Consider the following 21,525-nt stretch of genomic DNA (forward strand, 5'->3'; position numbering starts at 1 on the left):
CTCGTATCCGGTCGGTTCGCCATCAGCGGTCAGCGTGGCCCTCACGGCGGCCGGTGCCTTGATCATCGTCCGCTGAGCCACACAAGGACAGGGAGTGCCATGAGCAAGGAAGTCGGGATGGACGGGACCGTGGCCGAGGCGTTGGTGCGCAGCCGGCGTTTCTTCACCCGCGGCACGGTCTCCGCCGATCTGAGGACCCTGTCGCAGACCGGGGGTCGTGATGCCGACGACTTCTACCGGGACCGGTGGAGCCACGACAAGGTCGTCCGCTCCACTCATGGTGTCAACTGCACCGGTTCTTGTTCCTGGAAGGTCTACGTCAAGGACGGGATCATCACCTGGGAGACCCAGCAGACGGACTACCCTTCGGTCGGCCCGGACTCCCCGGAATACGAGCCCCGCGGCTGTCCGCGCGGCGCGGCCTTCTCCTGGTACACCTACTCGCCGACCCGGGTGCGTTACCCCTACGTCCGCGGTGTCCTGCTCCGGATGTTCCGCGAGGCGAAGGCCCAGCATGACGGAGATCCGGTGCGGGCGTGGGCGCACATCGTCGAGAACCCGCTGCGGTCCAGGGCTTACAAGTCCGCGCGGGGCAAGGGCGGTCTGGTCCGTGCCACTTGGGAGGAGGCCGCGGAGATCGTCGCGGCCGCCCACGTGCACACCATCGAGAAGTACGGCCCCGACCGGGTGGCCGGTTTCTCACCGATCCCGGCCATGTCGATGGTCTCCCATGCGTCCGGTGCCCGGTTCGTCAACCTCATCGGCGGCTCGATGCTGAGCTTCTACGACTGGTACGCCGACCTCCCGGTGGCCTCGCCCCAGGTGTTCGGCGACCAAACCGACGTCCCGGAGTCCGGGGACTGGTGGAACGCGGGCTACCTCATCATGTGGGGCTCCAACCTGCCGGTGACGCGCACACCGGACGCGCATTGGATGACCGAGGCCCGGTACCGCGGCCAGAAGGTCGTCGCGGTCGCCCCCGACTACGCCGACAACGTGAAGTTCGCGGACGAATGGCTGCCGGCCAAGCCGGGCACCGACGCCGCCCTGGCCATGGCCATGGGCCACGTCGTGCTCAAGGAGTTCTTCGTCGATCGTCACACCCCGTACTTCACGCAGTACGTCAAGACCTACACCGATCTTCCCTACCTGGTCCGGCTCGACGAAGCAGCCGGACCAGGTACGAGCGGTGAGAAGACGTACACGGCGGGCAAGTTCCTCACCGCCTCCGACCTCCCCGAGCACCGGCATGAGGAGAACGCCGCGTTCAAGACCGTGCTCGTCGACGCGCGGACGGGGCAGCCGACCATTCCGGGCGGATCTCTGGGGCACCGCTACGGCGAGGCCGGTGTGGGCAAGTGGAATCTGGAACTCGGTGATGTCGACCCCCAGCTGACGCTGATGGACACCTCGCAGGAGAGCGTGCTCGTCCGCTTCCCGCGCTTCGACACCCCCGACGGTGCGGCGGCCGATCTGCCGCGCGGTGTGCCGGTCCGGCGGGTCGACGGCCACCTGGTGACCACCGTCTACGACCTGCTGCTCGCGCAGTACGGCGTGGGCCGAGACGGCCTTCCGGGAGAATGGGCCGCCGGGTACGACGACGCCGAGTCGCCCTACACCCCGGCATGGCAGGAGACGATCACCGGTGTCCCGGCCTCCACCGCGGCCAGGGTCGGACGCGAGTTCGCCGCGAACGCCGAGGAGTCCAAGGGCCGCTCGATGATCGTGATGGGCGCCGGAACCAACCACTGGTTCCACTCCGACACGATCTACCGCGCGTTCCTCACCCTCACCAACCTGACGGGCTGCCAGGGGGTCAACGGCGGTGGCTGGGCGCATTACGTCGGCCAGGAGAAGGTCCGGCCGCTCACCGGCTACACACAGATCGCCAACGCGCTGGACTGGAACCGGCCGCCGCGCAACATGATCCAGACCGCGTACTGGTATCTTCACACCAACCAGTTCCGCTACGACCAGTTCGGTGCCGACACTCTGTCCGCCAAGACCGGCAGCGGGCAGCTCGCGGGCATGAGCACCGCCGACGTACTCGCGCAGAGCGCGCGCATGGGCTGGATGCCGTCCTATCCGACGTTCAACGAGAACCCGCTCGACCTGAGCGACCGGGCCGCCGCGGCGGGGACCTCGGTGGGCGAGTACGTGGTCGAGCAGTTGAAGTCGGGTGCCCTGGAGTTCGCGGGGCAGGACCCGGACGCCCCCGAGAACCATCCGCGCATCCTGTCCATCTGGAGGGCCAACCTGCTCGGCTCGTCCGGTAAGGGCAACGAGTACTTCCTCAAGCATCTCCTTGGCGCGGACTCCTCGGTACGGGCCACCGAGACACCGCAGAACCGACGTCCGGTCGACGTGAAGTGGCACGCCGAGGCCCCCGAGGGCAAGCTCGACCTGCTGATGACGATCGACTTCCGGCAGACCAGCACCACGATCTTCTCCGACGTCGTGCTGCCCGCCGCCACCTGGTACGAGAAGCACGACCTCAACACCACGGACATGCACCCCTTCGTGCACTCCTTCAACCCGGCCATCGCACCGCCCTGGCAGACCCGCACGGACTGGGATGCCTGGCAGACGATCGCCGAGAAGTTCAGTGAGCTCGCCGCCACCCGGCTGGGGGTCCGCAAGGACGTGGTGGCCCTTCCGCTCACCCACGACACCCCGGACGCCATGGCGAACCCGCACGGAACCGTGCGGGACTGGAAGAAGGGCGAGTGCGAGCCGGTCCCCGGGGTCACGATGCCCAGGCTCGTCGAGGTCGAACGCGACTACGGAGCCGTGGCCGAGAAGATGAACGCACTCGGCCCGCTCGTGGACACGCTCGGCGCGACCACCAAGGGGGTGACCTTCGAACTCGGCGCACAGGTGGACTACTTGCGGCGCAAGAACGGCACGGTCCGGACCGGTGCGGCGGCAGGCCGGCCGTCGCTGAAGCGCGATGTGAACGTCTGCGAGGCGATTCTCGCGCTGTCCGGCACCACCAACGGGGCGCTCGCCACCCAGGGGTTCAAGACTCTCGAGAAGCGAACCGGCGTGCGGCTGGCCGACCTTGCCGAGGAGCACGAGGGCAAACAGATCACCTTCGCCGACACCCAGGGCCCGCCCGTGCCCGTGATCACGTCACCGGAGTGGTCAGGATCGGAGAGCGGCGGCCGACGGTACTCACCCTTCACCATCAACGTCGAGCGTAAAAAGCCGTGGCACACGCTGACCGGGCGGATGCACTTCTACCTCGACCACGACTGGATGACCGAACTCGGCGAGGGACTTCCGGTCTACCGACCACCGCTGAACATGGCGGCACTGTTCGCCGAACCCTCTCTCGGCAACGTCTCGGACGGCTCCGACGGCCAGGGCGTCGAAGGGCTCACCGTGCGCTACCTCACCCCGCACAACAAATGGTCCATCCACTCCGAATACCAGGACAACCTGTTCATGCTTTCCCTCTCGCGGGGCGGCCAGAACATCTGGATGAGCGACCGGGACGCCGCGAAGGTCGGGATCGAGGACAACGACTGGATCGAGGCGGTCAACCGCAACGGCGTCGTGGTCGCCCGGGCGATCGTGTCCCACCGGATGCCCGAGGGAACGGTGTACATGTATCACGCACAGGACCGGCTCATCGACGTACCGATCGCCGAGACCTCCGGCAAGCGCGGAGGCATCCACAACTCGCTCACCCGCCTGCTGGTCAAGCCCACGCATCTGATCGGCGGCTACGCCCAACTCACCTATGCGTTCAACTACCTCGGCCCCACCGGCAACCAGCGCGACGAGGTCACCGTCATCCGCAAGCGCTCGCAGGATGTGACCTACTGATGAGGGTCATGGCACAGATGGCGATGGTGATGAACCTCGACAAGTGCATCGGCTGCCACACCTGCTCGGTGACGTGCAAGCAGGCCTGGACCAACCGCTCCGGCACCGAGTACATCTGGTTCAACAACGTCGAGACCAAGCCTGGGCTCGGCTACCCCCGCACCTACGAGGACCAGGAGAAGTGGAAGGGCGGCTGGACGCTCAACAAGCGCGGCCGGCTCACGCTCAAGGGCGGCGGCCGGTTCAAGAAGCTGCTGACCATCTTCTCCAATCCCAAGCTCCCCTCGATCGGTGAGTACTACGAACCCTGGACCTACGACTACTCCACGCTCACCGACGCTCCTGCCCAGGAGCACACGCCGGTCGCGCGCCCCAAGTCGCTGATCTCCGGCAAGGACATGAAGATCGAGTGGTCCGCCAACTGGGACGACGACCTCGGCGGCTCCACGACCAACGGTCACCGGGACCCACTGCTGAAGAAGATCGCGGACAAGGTGAAGTTCGAGTTCGAGCAGACCTTCATGTTCTACCTGCCGCGCATCTGTGAGCACTGCCTGAACCCCTCGTGCGCCGCCTCGTGCCCCAGCGGTGCGATCTACAAGCGCGAGGAGGACGGCATCGTCCTCGTCGACCAGGACAAGTGCCGCGGCTGGCGGATGTGCGTCTCGGGCTGCCCCTACAAGAAGATCTACTTCAACCACCGCACCGGCAAGGCCGAGAAGTGCACCTTCTGCTTTCCCCGCATCGAGGTCGGGCAGCCCACGATCTGCTCCGAGACCTGCGTCGGCCGGCTGCGCTACATCGGCCTGATGCTGTACGACGCCGACAAGGTGCTCGAGGCCGCGTCCACCACCGATGAGCAAGGGCTCTACGAGGCCCAGCGTGACGTCTTCCTCGACCCGTCCGACCCCGAGGTGGTGCGTGCGGCCGAGCACGCCGGCATCGCCCGCGACTGGATCGACGCCGCCCAGCGCTCCCCGGTCCACGCCCTGATCAACACCTACAAGGTGGCACTGCCGCTGCATCCGGAATACCGCACCATGCCCATGGTCTGGTACATCCCGCCGCTGTCCCCGGTAGTCGACGTGGTCAAGGAGACCGGCGAGGACGCCGAGAACCGGGGCAATCTGTTCGCCGCGATCGACGCGCTGCGGATCCCGGTCGAGTACCTCGCCGAACTCTTCACCGCCGGCGACATCTCGCCTGTGGACGCCGTGCTGAAGAAGCTCGCCGCGATGCGGTGCTACATGCGCGACATCAACATGGGCCGCGAGCCCGACGCCTCGATCCCCGCCGCCGTCGGGATGAGCGAGGAGGACATGTATGACATGTACCGACTGTTGGCGATCGCGAAGTACGACGAACGCTACGTCATCCCGCCCGCCCACAGCGAGCAGGCCCACTCCCTGGAAGAGCTGGCAACGGAATGCTCGCTCGACTCCGAGGGCGGGCCCGGGATGGGCGGTTCCGGCCCGTTCGGGGAAGGATCGGGCGTCCCGACACCGATCGCGGTGGAGAACTTCCAGATGCTACAGGACCGGCAGACCTCCGACTCCCTGGCGGGCCCTGACGACAAGGGCAAACGGGTCAACCTGCTCAATTGGGATGGCAAGGGCTCTCCCTCCGGGCTCTTCCCCTCGAAGGGGTCGGACTCTTGAGCAGGGCTCGCGCGAAGCCTGCGCCGGCTTCGCACCAGCTGACCATCGTGTGGCAGTCGGTCTCCCTCCTGCTGGACTACCCGGACGAAGAGCTCCCCGGACGGATCGCGCTGGTCCGGTCGGCGCTGCGGGAACTGCCCTCGGCGCTCGGCGGGACGATTCGCGACTCCGTGGAGCAACTGGAGGCCACGCCGCTGGCGGAGTTGCAGGCACAGTACGTCGAGACCTTCGACACCCGTAGACGCTGCAACCTGTTCCTGACCTACTTCGCCCACGGGGACACCCGCAAACGAGGGCTCGCTCTGCTTCGCTTCAAGCAGGTCTACCTGCGCGCCGGCTTCACGCTCGACGATACGGAGCTGCCCGACCACTTGTGCGTCGTGCTCGAGTTCGCCGCAACGGTCGACGGGGAGCTCGGCCGAGGGCTGATGCTCGACCACCGGGCCGGCCTTGAGCTGCTACGGCTGTCGCTGCGGGACATGGACTCTCCGTGGGCCGGCCTGGTCGCAGCCGTCACCGCAACCCTGCCGCCGTTGCGCGGCGACGAGCGAGACGCCGTAAGCCGGCTCGCCGCAGAGGGGCCACCCGAGGAAGAGGTCGGGCTCGCACCCTTCGCCAATCCCCGGTTCAGCCCCGCCGCGTCGCGCGGGACGACCCTGCTGCCCACGCCGACCTTCCCGGGAGCCCGCACGTGAATCAGTTCCTGTACGTGGTCTTCCCCTACATCTGCCTGACGGCCTTCGTCCTGGGACATCTGTGGCGCTACCGCTACGACAAGTTCGGCTGGACCACCCGCTCCTCCCAGCTCTACGAGAACCGCGTCCTACGGATCGGCAGCCCCCTGTTCCACTTCGGCATCATCGGGGTGTTCTTCGGCCACGTGATCGGACTGGGCATCCCCAAGAGCTGGACGGAAGCGGTCGGCGTGTCCGAAGGGCTCTACCACTTCCTGGCCTTTTCGGTCGGCGCGCTGGCGGGGCTGGCCACGGTCGTCGGGATGGTGATCCTGATCTACCGTCGGCGCACCGTGGGCCCGGTATTCTCGGCCACCACCCGGATGGACAAGGTGATGTACCTCTTCCTCGCCGCGGTGATCTTCCTTGGCCTGTTCAACACGGTGGCGGCCAATATCTTCGAGCACTACGACTACCGAGACGGTGTCTCGGTCTGGTTCCGCGGGATCTTCCGCTTCGACCCGCACCCCGAACTCATGGGCGAGGCGCCACTGGGCTTCCAGCTCCACGGGCTGATCGCGATGACGCTCTTCGCACTGTGGCCCTTCACCCGGCTCGTCCACGTGTTCAGCGCCCCGCTCGGATATCTGACCCGTCCCTATATCGTCTACCGCAGACGCGATGTCACACAGCTCGGCAGCCACAAACCACGACGAGGCTGGGACCGAGTGGGCTGACACTCGTGCCGGCCCGGGACCACCGGCCGCAGACACTGCGGCCGAGCCCGACGAGCCCGAACCGGGCGAGCCAGGCAGTTCTCCTCGCGGATCCGGCCGCGTTGCTTCCGACGAAGGGACCACCTGGAGAGTCGCCGGCGCCGCAGAATGCGGAATCGGCTTCCGCCGCACCCTGTGGGTGCCGGAAGCACCATCCGCGCTGTTCAGGCGGCATGTCGGTATTCATGGATGGTGCCGCCGAGTCCATCCTGTCTGCGGATGCGCAACCGCTGGAGTTCGTCGGGGTCGGTGATCGGCTCGGGCAGCGCACGGAGCGGCGGCGCCTGCCGGAGCGTTCGGTGCGGCCTGTGCGCGTTGTAATGCCGTTCGAACTCGCGCAGCGCACGGAGCAGGTGACGCCGATTCCGGGTCGGTGTGCGGTCGAGGAGTTCGTGGCGGCAGGTGCGGACCCGGCTCCGTGACCGCGTTCATACGGGGTATGCGGACGCCGGTGACGACTGTGCGGATCCCGGCGTCGGCGAGGATCTCGTCGAACAGCCCGGGGAACTTCCCGTCCCGGTCGCGGATGAGGAACGCGGCCCTGGCGTCGGCGTCTTCGAGGTCCATGGCGAGGTTGCAGGCGGCCTGGGCCTGTGCTGGTCGATAACCCGACTACCGGGTCTGATCTGGGTTTTCACGCTTGCCGACTGGTACTCGTTGATAAGTCCGCCGAGTCGTCGATGGCGGCGGAGCCGGTCGGGCCGAGCCGGGAATGCGAGCACCGTCGGGTCGCCGTCCGGGGCGCGTAGGTGCAAGCCGTCGCCTCGGTGGCTGCGGCCGGTGTTGTAGTGCTCGACGTAGGCGTCGAGGTGGCGTTCGCCGGCGATGAGGAGCCGGTCGGTGCATTCGCGGCGGGCGGAGGCGATCCAGCGTTCCGCGAACGCGTTCATCCGCGGCGTCTGCGGCGCGGTGGGCACGACCTTGATGCCGGCTGAGGCGAACACCTCGTCGAACGCGGCGGTGAATTTCGCGTCCCGGTCGCGGATAAGGTGCGTGAACCGGTGTCTGGCGTCTTCGAGGTCGGCGACGAGTTCGTGGGCGACCCGGACCGCCCACGCGCCGATCGGATGCGCGTTGACGCCGAGCAGGCGTACCCGGCGGGTGCGTACCTCGATGGCGACCGCGGCGTGGATCCGCCTCAGCGTCACGGTGTCGACGTGGAAGAAGTCGATCGCGAGGAGCGAGTCGGCCTGGGCGCGCAGGAATGTCTGCCACGAGTCGTCCCGCCGCCCGGGCGGCGGGATCCGCCGGGCGCGCAGGATCCGACGGATGGTGGACGCGGCCACCCGGTGGCCCAGACGCCGCAGTTCGCCCTGGATGCGGACAACACCCCAGGTGCGGTTCTCGGCCGCGAACCGGATGAGCAGCGCGACCACGTCGTCGGGGATTGGCGGCCGGCCCGGCGGGCGCGGCTGCCGCCACCGCGCGGCGACCAGACGGCGGCGCCGGCGCAACAGGGTGCCCGGCGTAACGATCCGGTGCGCCCGCAAGCCCCTTCGGCAGCACCCGGGCCAGGGCGGACAGCACCGCACGGTCCGGCCACGACAACCGCGGCCTCGGGTTCACCCGGCGCAGGACCGCGACCTCGTGCCGGAGTTCGAGCATCTCCGCGTCCTTCGACGGGGACGACCGCGCAAGCAGCACCATCCACGAGAACACCTGGACGACGAACTGGTACAGCATCCGAGCAGCCACGGCCGAGATCATCTGCGCAGACGAAGCCCCGGGTCAAAGCCAGTGGCCGAGTATTCGACCAGGACAGCCCTTGCCACCGCCAATGTCGTCGCCGAACCGAATTGGCAACGGGAGAAGTCGCGCGATTTCCTCACCGAACGGCCGGGCACCCCGTGACGTTCACCCACGGGCCCCGGGACTTCCCGCTCCCTGATTACTCACGCCCGGGCCGGTGAGGTTCAGAGGGGTCTGTAAAGAGAACGGCTTTGTTCCGTAGTCGTGGTGGGGTCGTGGGTGTGATCGAGCGGCGGACGCCGGCGATGCGGTCGGCGTCAACGGCCGGCAACGCGCCGATCCGGACGCGGCATCGCGGCTCGCGGCGACCTGCCGCCCGTCCACCGCCGGCTCGAAGAGCGCATCCGCGCCCACGTCGTTCTGTGCTGGCTTGCCCTCCTGCTCATCCGCATCCTCGAGACCCAGACCGCGACCACCTGAACCCGGACACGCCGCGGAGGTTGCGGCTTTACTACCTGAATGGGTAGTCCAACACGTCGGGCGACTCGACTAGGTTCGACAGGTGCCAACCAAGCCCTCAGCGAACACATTGGTGGTTCGATCGTGACCGAGGAGAACACACCCGACAGCGCGAACCAGGGGTTCGGCAGCGACACGGAGTTGAGGCGGCGCAATCGCGCAACAGTCGAGGAGTACCTGCGGGTGACGGAAGGCACGCCCCGTCTGGACAGACATCGGCTGTTCTCCGAGGACGCGCGCGGCGGCCTGTGGACCACTGACACCGGTCAGCCGGCGGCCGTGACCGGCAAGGAGAACCTCGGCCGTATGGCCGCGTGGTCTCTGGAGATGTTCCCGGACTGGCGCTGGACCAACATCCAGATCTTCGAGACCCAGGACCCCAACCACTTCTGGGTGGAGTGCGACGGGGAGGGGCAGATCCTGTTCCCCGACTATCCGCCCGGCTACTACGAGAACCACTTCATCCACTCGTTCCGCCTCGACAACGGGAAGATCACCGAGGTTCGGGAGTTCATGAACCCGTGCCAGCAGATGAGGGCCCTCGGCATCGAGGTACCGCTCGTCAAGCGGGCCGGGATCCCGAGTTGACATCGGCAACGGCTCCCCAGGCGGAACGAGGGGCGACTCGAGTGGTGGAAGAACGGCGGCCGTGCCCGGCTCCGTGATCGTCGTCGGCTCCGGCGCCGCTGGGCTCGCGGCCGCCCTGGCCGCGCGCGAGGCAGGCGCGGCCGTGACCGTGCTGGAGGCGACGACGTCGGTGGGCGGGACGACCGCCCTGTCCAGCGGCGCGGTATGGGTTCCCGGCAACCATGTGCGCCAGTCGTCGGCCCCCTTGGACAGCGCGGATCGAGCCCACCGCTATCTGCGTTCGCTGGCGGCGGGCGACACCGATCTGGCGGTCTGCGACCGGTTCGTCGACGCGGCCCCGCGCGTCCTGCGCTGGCTGGAGGACGTGACGGCGCTGCGGTGGTCTGCGCTGCCCTTTCCCGACTGCCACAGCGATTTGCCCGGGGGCGCGGCCGAGGGCGGGCGTTCGGTCGAGCCCCAGCCACTGCGCGCCCCCGCGTCCGTCACCGCACTGGTACGCCCTCCCCTGCCGTGGCGGCTTGCCGCGACGCTCACCGAGATGGCGACGGGTCGGATCTCACCCGAGGTCGTCGACGAGCGTCGGCGGACCGGCACGGCCACGCTCGGACAGGCCCTGGTGGCCGGACTGCTGGCCGCGGCGGTTGCCGCAGGCGTGGAGGTCAGGACGTCGGCGAGGGCCGAGGGCTTCGTGAGCGACGACCGGGACGGGCGAGGCGGTGTCACGGCGGGCGGTGAGCGGCTACGCGGCCGGGTCGTCCTGGGCAGTGGGGGCTTCGAACGCGATCCGGGCCTGGTCGCGGCCTTCCTGCGCGCCCCCGTCCGCGGTGTGATCGGCGCGCCGGGAGCCCGGGGCGACGGGCTCCGCATGGCGATCTCGGTGGGCGCGGCCCTCGGCAACATGGCGGAGGCCTGGTGGTGCCCCGCGATGCATGCCCCCGGTGACTCGATGGAGGGCGAGCCGCTGTACCGAATGCTCTTCGCCGAGCGGGCCAGACCCGGGGCGATCATGGTCGACGCCGCCGGCCGCCGGTTCGCCAACGAGGCGCAGAACTACAACGATCTCGGCCGGGCGCTGACCTCGTTCGACTCCTCTGGCTTCCGGTTCGGGCGCAACCCCTCGTGGCTCGTCTTCGACGCGCCGCACCGCGCCTCATACCCGGTCGGCCCGGTGCTGCCCGGCGCGCCCGATCCGCCGTGGCTCGCGCGCGGGGAGACGGTGGCGGAGCTGGCGAAGCACATGGACGTGCCGGCCGAGACGCTGGCCTGGACGGTCGAGCGGTTCAACACAGCCGCGCGGGACGGCTCCGACCCCGACTTCGGCCGTGGCACCGGCGCGTACGACCGGGCGATGGGCGACCGCTTGGCGCCGCACCCCACCTTGCGCCCGCTGGCAGAGGGGCCCTTCTACGCCGTGCCGGTCCACGCGGGGCTCGGCGGCACCAAGGGCGGGCCGCGCACCGACGGGGACGGGCGGGTGCTGCACATCGACGGCGGACCGGTCCCCGGGCTGTACGCGGCGGGCAACGCGGCGGCCAGCCCCTTCGGCTATGCCTATCCCGGCACCGGCACGACGCTCGGCCAAGCCCTCACCTTCGGTGCGCTCGCTGGGAAGGCCGCGGCCACCGACTGACAGCGGGCACAGGCCCCGGCGGGCGAGAGCGTAGACCCGGCGTGGGCCGCAGGTGGGTCAGACGGGGCCGGCCCTGGAGTCGTCGTCCGCGGAAACCAGTTCCCCGACGAGGTCCCGCAGGATGCCGAGCCCGTCCGGCGACAGCACCGACTCCGCGTGGAACTGGATCGACCGAAGGCAGGGGCCGCGTAGCGCGTGCACCTCCCCGGTGGTCATGTCCCGGCTGATCTCTACCACGCCCGGTACGTCGCGGTGGCTCAGCCGGTCCCGGTTGGAGACGGCCGTGAAGCTGTTGTAGAAACCGACCGTGCGGGGGACGCCGAAGTAGTCGATGGTGCGCCGTACCCCCTGGTTGGGGACGGATCTGCGGACGAGGTCGAGACCCAGGTGCCCGCTGAGCACCTGGTGGCTGAGGCACACCGCGAGCACGGGACGACAATCGCGCAACAGTGCGGCGGCGGTCGCCCGTAGTCTTGCGATCTTCGGGTCGTTCCGCCGCCGGGGGTCTCCCGGTCCAGGGCCGAGGACGACGAGGTCGTGGCCGCCGACCGGCTCGGCCTCGTCGAACCTGCGGATCTCGACCGCCAGCCCGAGCGCGGACAGCTGGTGTCCGAGCATCGCGGTGAAGGCGTCCTCGGCGTCGATCACGAGCACCCGGCGGCCGTCGAGTTCCGGTGCCGCGTAGCCGCGCCGTTCCGGCGGCTCCAGCCAGAAGCGGGCGAGATCGGCGTTGCGCTGCCGCAGCTCTCGACGTACCAGCGGGTGCCGGGCCAGCCTCGGCCGGGCAGGTGACGGGGTCGCGGGGGTGCCGGTGCCCTCGCCGGGGCCCACGTTGAACGCAGACAGCAGCCCGGCGAGCTTGGCCTCCGTCTCGGCCACCTCCGAATCGGGGTCGGAGTGCCGGACGAGCGTGGCGCCGACGCCGGCCCGCAGCCGCCCGGAGCGGTCAAGTTCCCCGGTGCGGATGAGGATGGCGGAGTCCATCGCCTCCTCGCCGCGCTCGTCGCGTCCCAGGACGGCGAGCACGCCGCCGTAGTAGCCGCGCCCGGTGGGCTCGTAGCGTTTTATCACTCGGAACGCACTCTCCAGCGGGCTCCCGGTGACCGTGGGGGCGAACAGCGTCTCCCTCAGGATCTCCCTGGGATCCAGCTCGCACTTGCCCTCCAGGAGGTATTCGGTGTGCGCGAGGCGCGCCATCTCCTTCAGCCGCGGGCCGGTGACGGTCGCGCCCGTCGGGCAGATCCGGGCCATCATCTTCAGTTCCTCGTCGAGCACCATGTACAGCTCGTCGGTCTCCTTGGTGTCGGAGAGGAAGCGCAAAACGTCGGACAGGCCGACGCCGGCGGGCGGATACCGCAGAGTGCCGCTGATCGGATTCATCACAACCTCGCCCGCGGCCAGGCTGATGTGTCGCTCCGGGCTGGCGCCAACGAAGGTGCGGGCGCCCGTGTGCACGATGAAAGTCCAGTACGCGCCCTGCTCGACGGTGAGCAGTCTCGCGAAGACGGCCAGCGCTGCACGCACCGAGTCCCCGTCGACGCTGCCCGTGTACGAGCGCTTGATGACGAAGTTCGAGCCTTCTCCCCTTCCGATCTCGTTGGCCAGGACCCGGCGCACGATGTCCGCGTAGTCGTCGTCCTGGATGTCGAAGCGGCCGTCTGCCAGGCCGACCGGCTCGTCGGGTAGGTGCCGCAGCGCCTCGCGCACGGACATCGCGCCCTGGGCCTCCACGCGCATGGCCAGCAGCGGGGCCGAGTCGTCGGGGCAGTCGAATCCGCGCTCGGTTATCTGGCGGTAGGGAACGACGACGAGGAGGTCGTGGGCAGCCCCGGACCGGCTGGGGGTACGCTGCAGCTCGACCAGCGACCCGGCCGTTGTCATGGTGCCGGTGAGGATCTCGACGTCGGCGCATGACTCCGGCCGGTAGAGAAGCGCGAAGGGCGGCGGGTCTTCGTCCGTGAGCAGGTTCTGCACAATCCCTGTGAATTCCTCGGGGCCTGATCCGCTGCAGGACACAGAAGCTTCCCTACCGGTAGGCACGCCGCCTCCTTGAATTGACTCGCGCCATTCGAGGGATGCCAGTCCTTGCCACGAGCACCGTCCCGTCACCACTCGTTGTGTGACGTGGGCACTCTCACCGTCCACCTAATCAGCTCGCAATCGGAATGCCTACTACTCGATCGAGTAGTGCGCAGGCGGCGGGTCGGGACCTAGATTCATGCGCACGAGGTTGAGAAGAAACGAAATTCAGGCAGCCATTCGTGGAATTCCTGCCCGTCCTTGCCGGGAACACTCGGCGGGCGGGAATCAGGGCAGGGCGAGAAGAGGACCATGGGTATTCCCGTCATCGAGCCGTACGCGATGCCGCAGCGAGACGATCTCCCAGAAGACGTCGTCTCGTGGACGGTTGATCCGGGCCGCGCCGTCCTGCTGATCCACGACATGCAGAAGTACTTTCTTTCGCCGTTTCCGGAAAAGCGTTCCCCGATCCTGGAACTGGTGCGCAACGTGGCGCTGTTGCGGCGGGCCTGTGTGGAATCCGGTGTCCCAGTGGCGTACACGGCACAGCCCGGAGGCATGACGGACGAGGAGCGGGGACTACTCAAGGACTTCTGGGGTCCGGGGATGACGGTCGCTCCCGAGCAGCGCGCCATCGCCGACGAGGTGGCGCCCGGCTCGGAGGACCGGATCTTCACCAAGTGGCGCTACAGCGCCTTCCACCGCACGGGCCTGCTGGACTACCTGCGGAAGCTGGGCCGTGACCAGCTGGTGGTCTGCGGTGTGTACGCGCACGTCGGCTGCCTGATGACCGCCTGCGACGCGTTCACTCACGACATCCAGCCGTTCCTGGTGGCGGACGCGATCGCGGACTTCTCGTCGGCGAACCACGAGATGGCGCTCGCCTACGCGGCGCAGCGCTGTGCCGCCACGCCGCCGACCGAGGCCGTGCTGGCGGCGCTCGGCTCAGGCGGTCGGGTCGTCAGCTGACCTTCCGCGTACTCGGTCCGGTCTGCCCGGAGGGGTCGGATGGTCCTTTGGGTTCGGGCCGGAAGGGCACGTCGTCAGGCATGCCGTGGACGTGCCTGGCCAAGGCCACCCGCGACCTGACGTCGAGCTTGCGGTAGATCCTGCGCAGGTAGTAGTTGATCGTGTGCGGCGAGAGGAACATCCGGCCGGCGATCTGGCGGTTGGTCAGGCCCTCGCTGACGAGCTTGGCGATGACGCGTTCGCTCTGGGACAGCTCCTCCAGGGGGTGCGGCGACCGGTCGGGGACACCGTTCGCGTTCCTGTACGCGTCCCCGCCTGCGTGCCCGTCGTCCTCGCGGCTGCCGCCCCCGCCCTTTTGCGAAGGCACACCGTAAAACGGTTTGGGCCCCGGGTTGTGCCGGGTGTCCGCCGCATCGTGCCGGTTGCCCCGCCGGTCGCCGACCAGGGCGGCCATGTCCTGCACCGCGCAGCCGCGCGCCCAGTCGTCGAGGTGCCCGGCCGCAGCGCGGCCGAGTCCCTCGACATCGCGTTCCAGCAGGCTCCGGGCGTGCAGCGCGGCCACGGACACCGCAGGCATCCCGGGATTGGCCTCGTCGAGCCGCCCGGCGGCCTCCACGGCCGCCACCGCGATCTCGTGGACACCCACCTTGGACGCGGCCCGAATGAACCAGGCCGCCAGGCCCGGTTCCTCCACCAGCAGGGAACGACAGTCGAGCAGGTCGGCGTGCTCGGTCAGCATGAGGCGGACGCGGCGTGGCGAGGAGTGGAGCAGGGCGCTCAGTCGCAACTCGGCCCACGCCCGGTGCTCGGGCCGGTACCAGCCGAAGCCGCTGGGCTGGCAAGTAGCGAGTCTGGACAGATAACACCCGGCCAGCAGCGCGTCCCCCTGGCGCAATGCGATCATCGTCAGCTGATAGAGGGCGAACGGCACGGTCATCCGCGCGTCGCACGCGGAGGCCGTGTCCAGAGCGGAGCGCGCCGCCTTACCGGCGCCGGACAGTCTTCCGTTCCGCAGCAGCAACCAGGCACGGATCAGGCTCGGAGCTGGTGAGTGCGCGGTCAGGTCGTACCGGGCGATGTCCTGGCTGACCTGCCTCAGATGGACCTCGGCCTCGTCGGTCTTCCCGGACAGGACGAGGCACATGGCGAGCGTGAGCCCGGGGTAGGGCCGCCAAACCGAGGATTTCAGCGCGGGACAGCGGCCGACGGCCTGCCGCCCCCGGCGCAGCGCCTCGGCGAAGTTCCCGTCCACCCACTCGATCCGGGCGAGGGCGGCCAGCGCGATCGCGTTGCTGTCCGCGCCGCTCAGCTGCGCGACCACGGCTTTTCTCGCCTGCGCGGGGCCCACTGCCTCCTGCATGACCAGCGCGAGGACCCGGCCGGCCGCCAGCTCCTCTGCGGCGTCGGGGGGCAGTCCTGGGTCGGCGAGGGCCCGTTCGGCGACGGCGGCAGCCTCCTGCGGTCTGCCGCTCATGAGCAGGGCGTCGAGCAGCCCGCTACGCAGCCGCGCGGCGCTGTCGGGGCGGGGTGAGTCCGCGAGAGCCGCCTTGGCCAAGGTGATCGCCGAGTCGTTCCACCCGTGCGTGATCAGGGTCCGCACGGCGCTCACCGCGTGGATGCAGTCCTCAGGTGCCGCGGGACCGTGATCGTCCAACCCCGTTCGGGGCGGGGCCTCCAGCGCGTCGTCACGGACGACCTGCCAGAACAGTTGCTGCCGGAACTCCATTCGCCCTTCGTCGACCGCGAGCACCCCCGCCGTCACCAGTTCGTCCAGCTCGGGCGACAACTCCGAAGCACTCTCCCCGACCGCCTCGCACACCTTCTCGACAGGGAAGGATCTGCCGAGGAGAGCGGCGGCTCGCAACAGCCCCTGGGCTCTGCCGGACAACCGGCCCACAGCGTGGCAGACGGTGGAGCGCACACGGGTCGGCAGGCGACGGGCGACCAGCTTCGCGGTGCCCTCATATATCTGGACCAGCCCTTCCTCGCTCCAGCCCTGGACGAGGCTGGTGACCAGGTGCGGACTGCCTCCGGCGCTGGCCGCGAAGTCCAGCAGGTCGGGGTGCGGCTCTGCGCCGAGCAGGGCAACCATCAGTTCGGTGACTGAGCGGGGGCCGAGCGGGCCGAGTTCCACCCGGTCGACCGACCGGCAAAGCGATGGCACGTGGTCGCGCAGCAGCGGGCTGCCGGCCGAAGCGGTGATCACGAGCGCCACGGGGCGGCCGCGCAATTGCCGGAGGGCCCTCAGCACCGGGCCCGGCAGCATGTCCGCGGTGTCCGGCAGCTCGTCGACCGCGAGGACGGTGAGTCCGGTGAGCGTCCGCTCCTGGTCGAGCCACTGCCGCAGTCCCCGGCCGTGCGTGCCGAGCGGCGCCGACCAGGTGCGCAAGCCGCGCTGTCGGGCGGCCCGCAGGGTCTCGTGCAGGAACTCGGTCCTGCCGCTGGCCGGGTGCCCCTCGATCACCAGGACGTGTGTCTGGCCACTCTCCCTGCGCCCTGCCCCCGGCCCGCCTGCGGGCGAGCCGAGGCAACCGTCCCCGCCCCCTTCCCCGTCCGATTCCGGTCGTCCCTCCTCGAGGGTGCCGTCTCCTGCGGCGGTCTGCGAAATCCGGTCGAGAAAGGCGGCCGCGCGACGGCGCTCTTCATCCCTCCCGAACAGGCATGGTTCTCGATGCGCTCGTGACGCAGATGGGGGCATGTGCTTACACCTCGGGATCGGAGAATCGGCCCCCGAGCGATCCTGAGAAATGACACAGCTCGGGTTCATTGCCTGGCAGGCATGCTCCGGATATCGTGGCCCGATGTATCGCTACACCGTTGCGGACGTATTCACCAGCACGCCACTCCAAGGTAATCCGGTGGCTGTATTCACCGATGCCTCGGAAATATCCGAACAACGAATGCAGCGGATCGCGAGAGAGCTGAACCTCTCCGAGACGACGTTTGTGTTGCCGCCACGCGGCGACGCCGATGTAAGGGTCCGCATCTTTACCCCCGTGAACGAGCTGCCGTTCGCCGGGCATCCCACGCTCGGGACGGCGTTCGTCCTCGGTGCGGAGATGAAGGGAAATATACTGCGCATGGAGACTGCGGCCGGCCTCATACCGTTCGCATTTGAGAGGAACGGCGATCGAATTGTCCGTGCCACCATGCGTCAGCCGATCCCGACCTGGAAGCAATATGAAAAACAAATGATACTGATGTCCGCTCTGGGTGTCGAGTCCCCCTCTCTGCCGGTGGTCGCTTACCGCAATGGGCCGCGCCATGTATATGTTGGGCTGGGCAGCGTGACCGAGCTGGAGGCGGTGCAGCCGGACCTGCGGGCGCTCGCGACACTGCCGGACATGGCCGCCATCTGCTTCGCCGACGCGGACACCCACTGGCGCATGCGCATGTTCTCCCCGGCGTACGGGGTCGCGGAGGACGCGGCCACCGGGTCGGCCGCCGGGCCGCTCGCCATTCACCTGATCCGGCACGGTCGCCTCTGCTACGGGGAGCGCGTGGAGATCCGCCAGGGCGTCGAGATGGGACGGTTGTCCACGATGTACGCGACCGTGCACGGCGACGGCGACACCGTGTCCTCCGTGGAGGTCTCGGGTGCCGCCGTCGTAATCGCCCGTGGCGAGCTGCTGCTGTGAGAGAGGCCTCCCCGGGAGCCGGGACGGGCAGGAACCCAGGGCATGCGGGAGCCGAAACGGGCACAGGCCCCGCTACAGGCGGACCCGGGGTTTCGGCGCAGGAAGCAGCCGAAAAGGGAGCTCGCCGGCGTCAGTCCCGGATCAGCCAGACGCGGGTGTCAGCGGGAAGCTGCGGCTGCCCGGGAGGGCATCGAGTCGCAGACTCGCGCCGCGGTCGGAGACGACCGGTAGGGACCCGGTCAGGCCCGTGGTCCGCAAGGACAGACCGCGGTGTTTGCGGCCGCCGAACTGACCCGGTCATAGCGGTGTGGTGACGTTGGTTCGACAGTGCGCCGCCTGCCTGCTCTGGGGGCATGTGAAGATCGGCAGTGACGGCATCTGCGTCGGCTGCCGGTCCTGGGCGGGCCGGTTCGCACGCGGACAGTGCCCGGGGGTACCTGGCCCCGGCGGTGGTGGACGGCGATGACCTGTGCCGGGCCTGCGTGGTCGCGATCCGGCGCGCAACGCGCATCGGCAACTCGGTGGCTCTGCCGTTCCATCGGCAGTTGCGGATCCACGTGCCCGGGCTGGGCCTGCACGAGGCGTGGCCTTAGCCTCGATCCACCGACGTGGTCTGAGGGTGATCTTCTGGCGGTTTCTGGGCCGGTTTCGGGTCGGTGTTGGGGGTGGGCAGGTGGTATCCGCTGGTCTGTCCAGCTCTTCCACGGTGTGGTTCCGGTCGGGCCTTGGCGGGCGGGGTGGGCAGGGGCTGTCCGGGTGGGCTGTGGGCGGTGTTGTCGAAGAGGTGTGTCCAGGCGTGCTGCCAGGGCCGGTGTAGGTGCAGGGTGATGCGGCGGGCTGAGCGGGGAGTGGATCCGGCTGTCGGGCAGCGGCCAGTCAACGCCAGATGGTGCGCAGCGACACCCCTGCCGTGGCGGCGGTGATCCGGGCGTGGACCGTCTCCAACGTCCGGGCCTCGTCCAGAGCGAGAAGACGGCCCACCACCAACCGGCGTGTCAGGGCACGGTCCTGGGACACGGACGCGAGGGACGACGCTTGTGCGGCGGCGGACGGCGGCGGCGTGCGGGGCCCGCCCGAGGCCGAAGACACCGGCGGCGGAGACGACTTCGCGCTCATACCGCCAGCACATCCTGCGGCCGCGCCGAGCGACACAGGAATGCGCATCCCCACGACAGCCAGGCCACGCATGTGCTACCGGTGGTTTGTTAGTTCGGGAGATACAGGTGCAGGCCATGGCCTGCTCCGACCGAGTTCATCAGGGCCTGTAACTGGGTGGGTGGGGGCGCGTTCGACCAGGCCCGCCAGTAGCGTTGCAGCACGATCCAGGGGGTCATCCAGGCGCGGACGGCCCGGATCGCCCGGGGCCAGGACGGCGGCGGGGGCGGCGGGGTGGTTTCGGGTCCCCCTCTCTCCGGCGTCGTCGCGGGGCTGCGGCGCCGGGGTGTTCGTCGGCTCCCGTTCGGTGAACCAGGCCTCCCAACAGAACGAGAACGCGCAGTTCACCAGGGTCTGATGGCGACGGATCGCCGTGTCGGAGCGGACTTGGAAGTCGGCCCAGCCGAGTTCGTGCTTCACCTGTTTGTAACTCTGTTCGATCCAATGACGGATCCCGTGGATGCGGACGATCTCCGTCAGGTCGGCTGCGGGATGCGGGCTTTCGTCCTCGCGTGGCCCGCAGGGGCAGGGCAGGTTGGTGGCGAGATACCAGGTGGCCTTGGCCGGCAGTGTCGCCGGGTCGGCGGTCGCCACCACCAGTCGGGTCGTTCCGTCCGGGCCCCACCACCCGAGTGTCGCGTCGGCGGCCCACCACGTCTCGGTGTTGCCGTCACGGAAGGTGCGGGGCACCGCGTGCCAGTCGCCGGGATCCCGTGGTCCGCCCCAGGCCGGGACGCGGGCGGCGTCAACGGGAGTGTGGGCCTGGTCGGCGCGTGTGCCCAGATCCGTGCCGCGGCCTCAACGCCATCACGAACGGCACCACGAGGTCGGCGAGTTCACAGCGGAAGCCGTCCTGGTCGCCGTACGCGCAGTCCGCGGCAACCGCCCGGAAGGACACGCCCGCGTGCTTCGCCTCACGGGCCAGAGCGGTTCCGATTTGCAGTTTCGTGCGGAACCCGCGGTCGTCCTTCCCCTTCGCGAAGTGATGGGACGGCGTGCAGTGGATGGTAGAGGCGCTCGTCCGCCCAACAAGTGGTTACCGTGACGACGCCGCGGTCGATCTTCCCGACGGATCCCGGGTACTGCTTGCCCACGTGCGCGGTCGCCGTCCCGTCCTTGCGGTCGCCGGAATCGTCGATCACCAGGACCCCGCCCGCGTGCGGCGCGGTCACCGGATCCGCGAGCAACAACTCCACGCGGCGGGTGTTGACCCGCTCGTGGTCCCAGGTCGACTCGGACAGGAAGAACTGGAGCCGCTGGCCGCCGGGTGTTGCGCGCCGATCACCGGCTCGGCTCCGGCCAGGCTGACACCTCAGGCCCCTAACCCGTCAAGCCGCGGCGGCGAGTTCGATGGGGAACGCGCTCTGTTCGTCGAACAGTGCGCGGTTCTGCAGGCAGTGGTAGAGCTGTCCGAGCATGCGGTTGAAGAGGTTCCTCTGAGCGGCTGCATGCCAGTCTCCGTGGTCGTTGCGGCGTCGCCGGTAGTGGGCCTTGGCGCCGGGTGAGGCGGTGATCGCGGAGAACGCTCACAGGTAGCCCGCGTGGTTGAGCCGGTCGTTCTTCACCCACCGGCGGGTGATACTCGACTTCTTCCCGGAGGCTCTGGTGATGGGCGAAGCTCCCGCGTACGCCTTGAGCCCGCGAGCGTCGGCGAAGCGGTTGCGCTCGTCTCCGATCTCGGCGAGCACCCGGGCGCCGATCTGGATGCCGAGTCCGGGAAAGCTGACGATGATCTGTGCGTCCGGGTGCTGAGGGAAAGCTTCTTCCACCGCCTCGGCAAGGTCGGCGGCAGCGGTGCAGGCGGCCTGCAACTGGACCGGGAGCGCAAGCATCTGCCTGCCCAACGCCTCTTCGACCAACGACGGCTGGTGGGCCCAGTCGGCCCGGAAGACCTCACGGAGCCGCTCAACCTCGGCCGCGATGCCCCGCTGTCGGCCGGCCCGCTTGAGCGCGGCCTCCAGTTGCGTGCGGGTCAACCGCGCGGCCCGGGTCGGTGTCGGGGCGGCCTTGAGAAGCGCGTGGGCCTCCGGGCGGCATAGACCGTTCCGCCAGGACTCGAAGGCCGCCAGGGCGGCCGGGTGGTACTCCCGCAGCAGCGAGCGGAGCCGACCTTCTAGCGGCAAAGCCGTTCGGACAGGCCTGGGGGTTGCTCGTCAAGGCCGGTGAACGAGGCGGTGGAGCTGCTGTGCAAAAGGTCCGTCACTCCGAGACGTCCTCACCACAGGAGCTCCGCTGCTCGAACAGGCTGCCACAGCAGAGTAGTTCGGGGTAGCGGCCGGAGTGTTCGCCACGGGAGCGTACGAGGGGTGAGCCCGGTGGCTGTGGCGTGGGCAACCGGTGTGCCCGCGCCTTCCCTCCGTGTCGCGCCCGCACGGCGGG

The 21,525-nt window shown here is 69.0% G+C and carries 15 protein-coding genes and 3 pseudogenes; 9 read left to right on the forward strand and 9 right to left on the reverse strand.

Features of this window, described 5'->3' with window-relative positions; all coding sequences use genetic code 11:
- Positions 1-99: 99 nt before the first annotated feature.
- The 4 genes from OG948_RS35295 to narI are packed head-to-tail and all read left to right on the forward strand — an operon-like array spanning position 100 to position 6,900.
- A complete protein-coding gene (locus OG948_RS35295) occupies positions 100-3,831 on the forward strand; it encodes a nitrate reductase subunit alpha (protein ID WP_331769082.1) in 3,732 nt (1,243 codons plus the stop codon).
- On the forward strand, positions 3,831-5,489 hold the full coding sequence (gene narH / locus OG948_RS35300) for a nitrate reductase subunit beta (protein ID WP_331769083.1): 1,659 nt from the start codon (positions 3,831-3,833) through the stop codon (positions 5,487-5,489). Before OG948_RS35295 ends, narH begins: the two co-directional genes overlap by 1 nt.
- On the forward strand, positions 5,486-6,184 hold the full coding sequence (gene narJ / locus OG948_RS35305) for a nitrate reductase molybdenum cofactor assembly chaperone (RefSeq protein ID WP_331769084.1): 699 nt from the start codon (positions 5,486-5,488) through the stop codon (positions 6,182-6,184). The genes narH and narJ overlap by 4 nt, the downstream gene beginning before the upstream one ends.
- Positions 6,181-6,900 (forward strand): respiratory nitrate reductase subunit gamma, encoded by a 720-nt coding sequence (gene narI, locus OG948_RS35310; protein ID WP_331769085.1) that lies wholly within the window; start codon positions 6,181-6,183, stop codon positions 6,898-6,900. The genes narJ and narI overlap by 4 nt, the downstream gene beginning before the upstream one ends.
- Positions 6,901-7,103: 203 nt before the next feature.
- Here narI and OG948_RS35315 read toward each other — a convergent pair.
- Together OG948_RS35315 and OG948_RS35320 are read right to left on the reverse strand one after the other, a co-directional pair.
- Positions 7,104-7,295: pseudogene (locus OG948_RS35315) on the reverse strand (integrase); the annotation flags it as partial.
- 282 nt (positions 7,296-7,577) lie between these two features.
- Positions 7,578-8,634, reverse strand: a pseudogene (locus tag OG948_RS35320) (integrase core domain-containing protein); the annotation flags it as partial.
- A 597-nt stretch (positions 8,635-9,231) separates the two neighbouring features.
- On the opposite strand from OG948_RS35320, the gene OG948_RS35325 reads away from it, so the two are divergent.
- Together OG948_RS35325 and OG948_RS35330 are read left to right on the forward strand one after the other, a co-directional pair.
- Entirely contained in the window at positions 9,232-9,735 is a 504-nt protein-coding gene (locus OG948_RS35325) for a PhzA/PhzB family protein (RefSeq protein WP_331769086.1), read from the forward strand.
- A 61-nt stretch (positions 9,736-9,796) separates the two neighbouring features.
- Positions 9,797-11,365, forward strand: a complete 1,569-nt coding sequence (locus OG948_RS35330; protein ID WP_331769087.1) for an FAD-dependent oxidoreductase — start codon at positions 9,797-9,799, stop codon at positions 11,363-11,365.
- 57 nt (positions 11,366-11,422) lie between these two features.
- Here the strand turns inward: OG948_RS35330 and OG948_RS35335 are convergent, their stop codons facing one another.
- Complete coding sequence (locus OG948_RS35335; RefSeq protein ID WP_331769088.1) at positions 11,423-13,339, reverse strand: anthranilate synthase family protein; 1,917 nt, start codon at positions 13,337-13,339, stop codon at positions 11,423-11,425.
- A gap of 357 nt (positions 13,340-13,696) precedes the next feature.
- Between OG948_RS35335 and OG948_RS35340 the strand changes: the two genes are divergently transcribed.
- Positions 13,697-14,353, forward strand: a complete 657-nt coding sequence (locus OG948_RS35340; protein ID WP_331769089.1) for an isochorismatase family protein — start codon at positions 13,697-13,699, stop codon at positions 14,351-14,353.
- Here OG948_RS35340 and OG948_RS35345 read toward each other — a convergent pair.
- Positions 14,346-16,817, reverse strand: coding sequence for a helix-turn-helix transcriptional regulator (locus tag OG948_RS35345; RefSeq protein ID WP_331769090.1), 2,472 nt, complete (start codon positions 16,815-16,817; stop codon positions 14,346-14,348). The two genes, OG948_RS35340 and OG948_RS35345, sit on opposite strands and share 8 nt — an antisense overlap.
- A gap of 337 nt (positions 16,818-17,154) precedes the next feature.
- Here OG948_RS35345 and OG948_RS35350 point away from each other — a divergent pair, with 337 nt between their 5' ends.
- Positions 17,155-17,991, forward strand: a complete 837-nt coding sequence (locus OG948_RS35350; protein ID WP_331769091.1) for a PhzF family phenazine biosynthesis isomerase — start codon at positions 17,155-17,157, stop codon at positions 17,989-17,991.
- A 368-nt stretch (positions 17,992-18,359) separates the two neighbouring features.
- Complete coding sequence (locus tag OG948_RS35355) at positions 18,360-18,584, forward strand: hypothetical protein (RefSeq protein WP_331769092.1); 225 nt, start codon at positions 18,360-18,362, stop codon at positions 18,582-18,584.
- 283 nt (positions 18,585-18,867) lie between these two features.
- On the opposite strand, the gene OG948_RS35360 is transcribed toward OG948_RS35355, so the two are convergent.
- The 5 genes and pseudogenes from OG948_RS35360 to OG948_RS35380 form a co-directional block, all read right to left on the reverse strand.
- Entirely contained in the window at positions 18,868-19,008 is a 141-nt protein-coding gene (locus OG948_RS35360; RefSeq protein WP_406300441.1) for a hypothetical protein, read from the reverse strand.
- Positions 19,009-19,182: 174 nt separating this feature from the next.
- Positions 19,183-19,836, reverse strand: a complete 654-nt coding sequence (locus tag OG948_RS35365; protein WP_331769094.1) for a hypothetical protein — start codon at positions 19,834-19,836, stop codon at positions 19,183-19,185.
- Positions 19,837-19,891: 55 nt separating this feature from the next.
- Positions 19,892-20,152, reverse strand: a complete 261-nt coding sequence (locus OG948_RS35370; protein ID WP_331773396.1) for a transposase — start codon at positions 20,150-20,152, stop codon at positions 19,892-19,894.
- The gene (locus tag OG948_RS35375) at positions 20,061-20,462 is read right to left on the reverse strand and encodes a transposase (protein WP_331773397.1); all 402 of its coding nucleotides are present in this window, start codon (positions 20,460-20,462) and stop codon (positions 20,061-20,063) included. Before OG948_RS35375 ends, OG948_RS35370 begins: the two co-directional genes overlap by 92 nt.
- A 12-nt stretch (positions 20,463-20,474) precedes the next feature.
- A pseudogene (locus tag OG948_RS35380) lies at positions 20,475-21,299 on the reverse strand (transposase); the annotation flags it as partial.
- Positions 21,300-21,525 lie beyond the last annotated feature (226 nt).

Origin of the sequence: Embleya sp. NBC_00888, assembly GCF_045207655.1 — a bacterium.
Taxonomy (GTDB): Bacteria; Actinomycetota; Actinomycetes; order Streptomycetales; family Streptomycetaceae; genus Embleya.

Bases quoted from the DNA above. Each gene is read 5' to 3' on its own strand.
- OG948_RS35295 (WP_331769082.1), top strand. From the start codon at position 100: ATGAGCAAGGAAGTCGGGATGGACGGGACCGTGGCCGAGGCGTTGGTG.
- narH (WP_331769083.1), top strand. From the start codon at position 3,831: ATGAGGGTCATGGCACAGATGGCGATGGTGATGAACCTCGACAAGTGC.
- OG948_RS35340 (WP_331769089.1), top strand. From the start codon at position 13,697: ATGGGTATTCCCGTCATCGAGCCGTACGCGATGCCGCAGCGAGACGAT.
- OG948_RS35350 (WP_331769091.1), top strand. From the start codon at position 17,155: ATGTATCGCTACACCGTTGCGGACGTATTCACCAGCACGCCACTCCAA.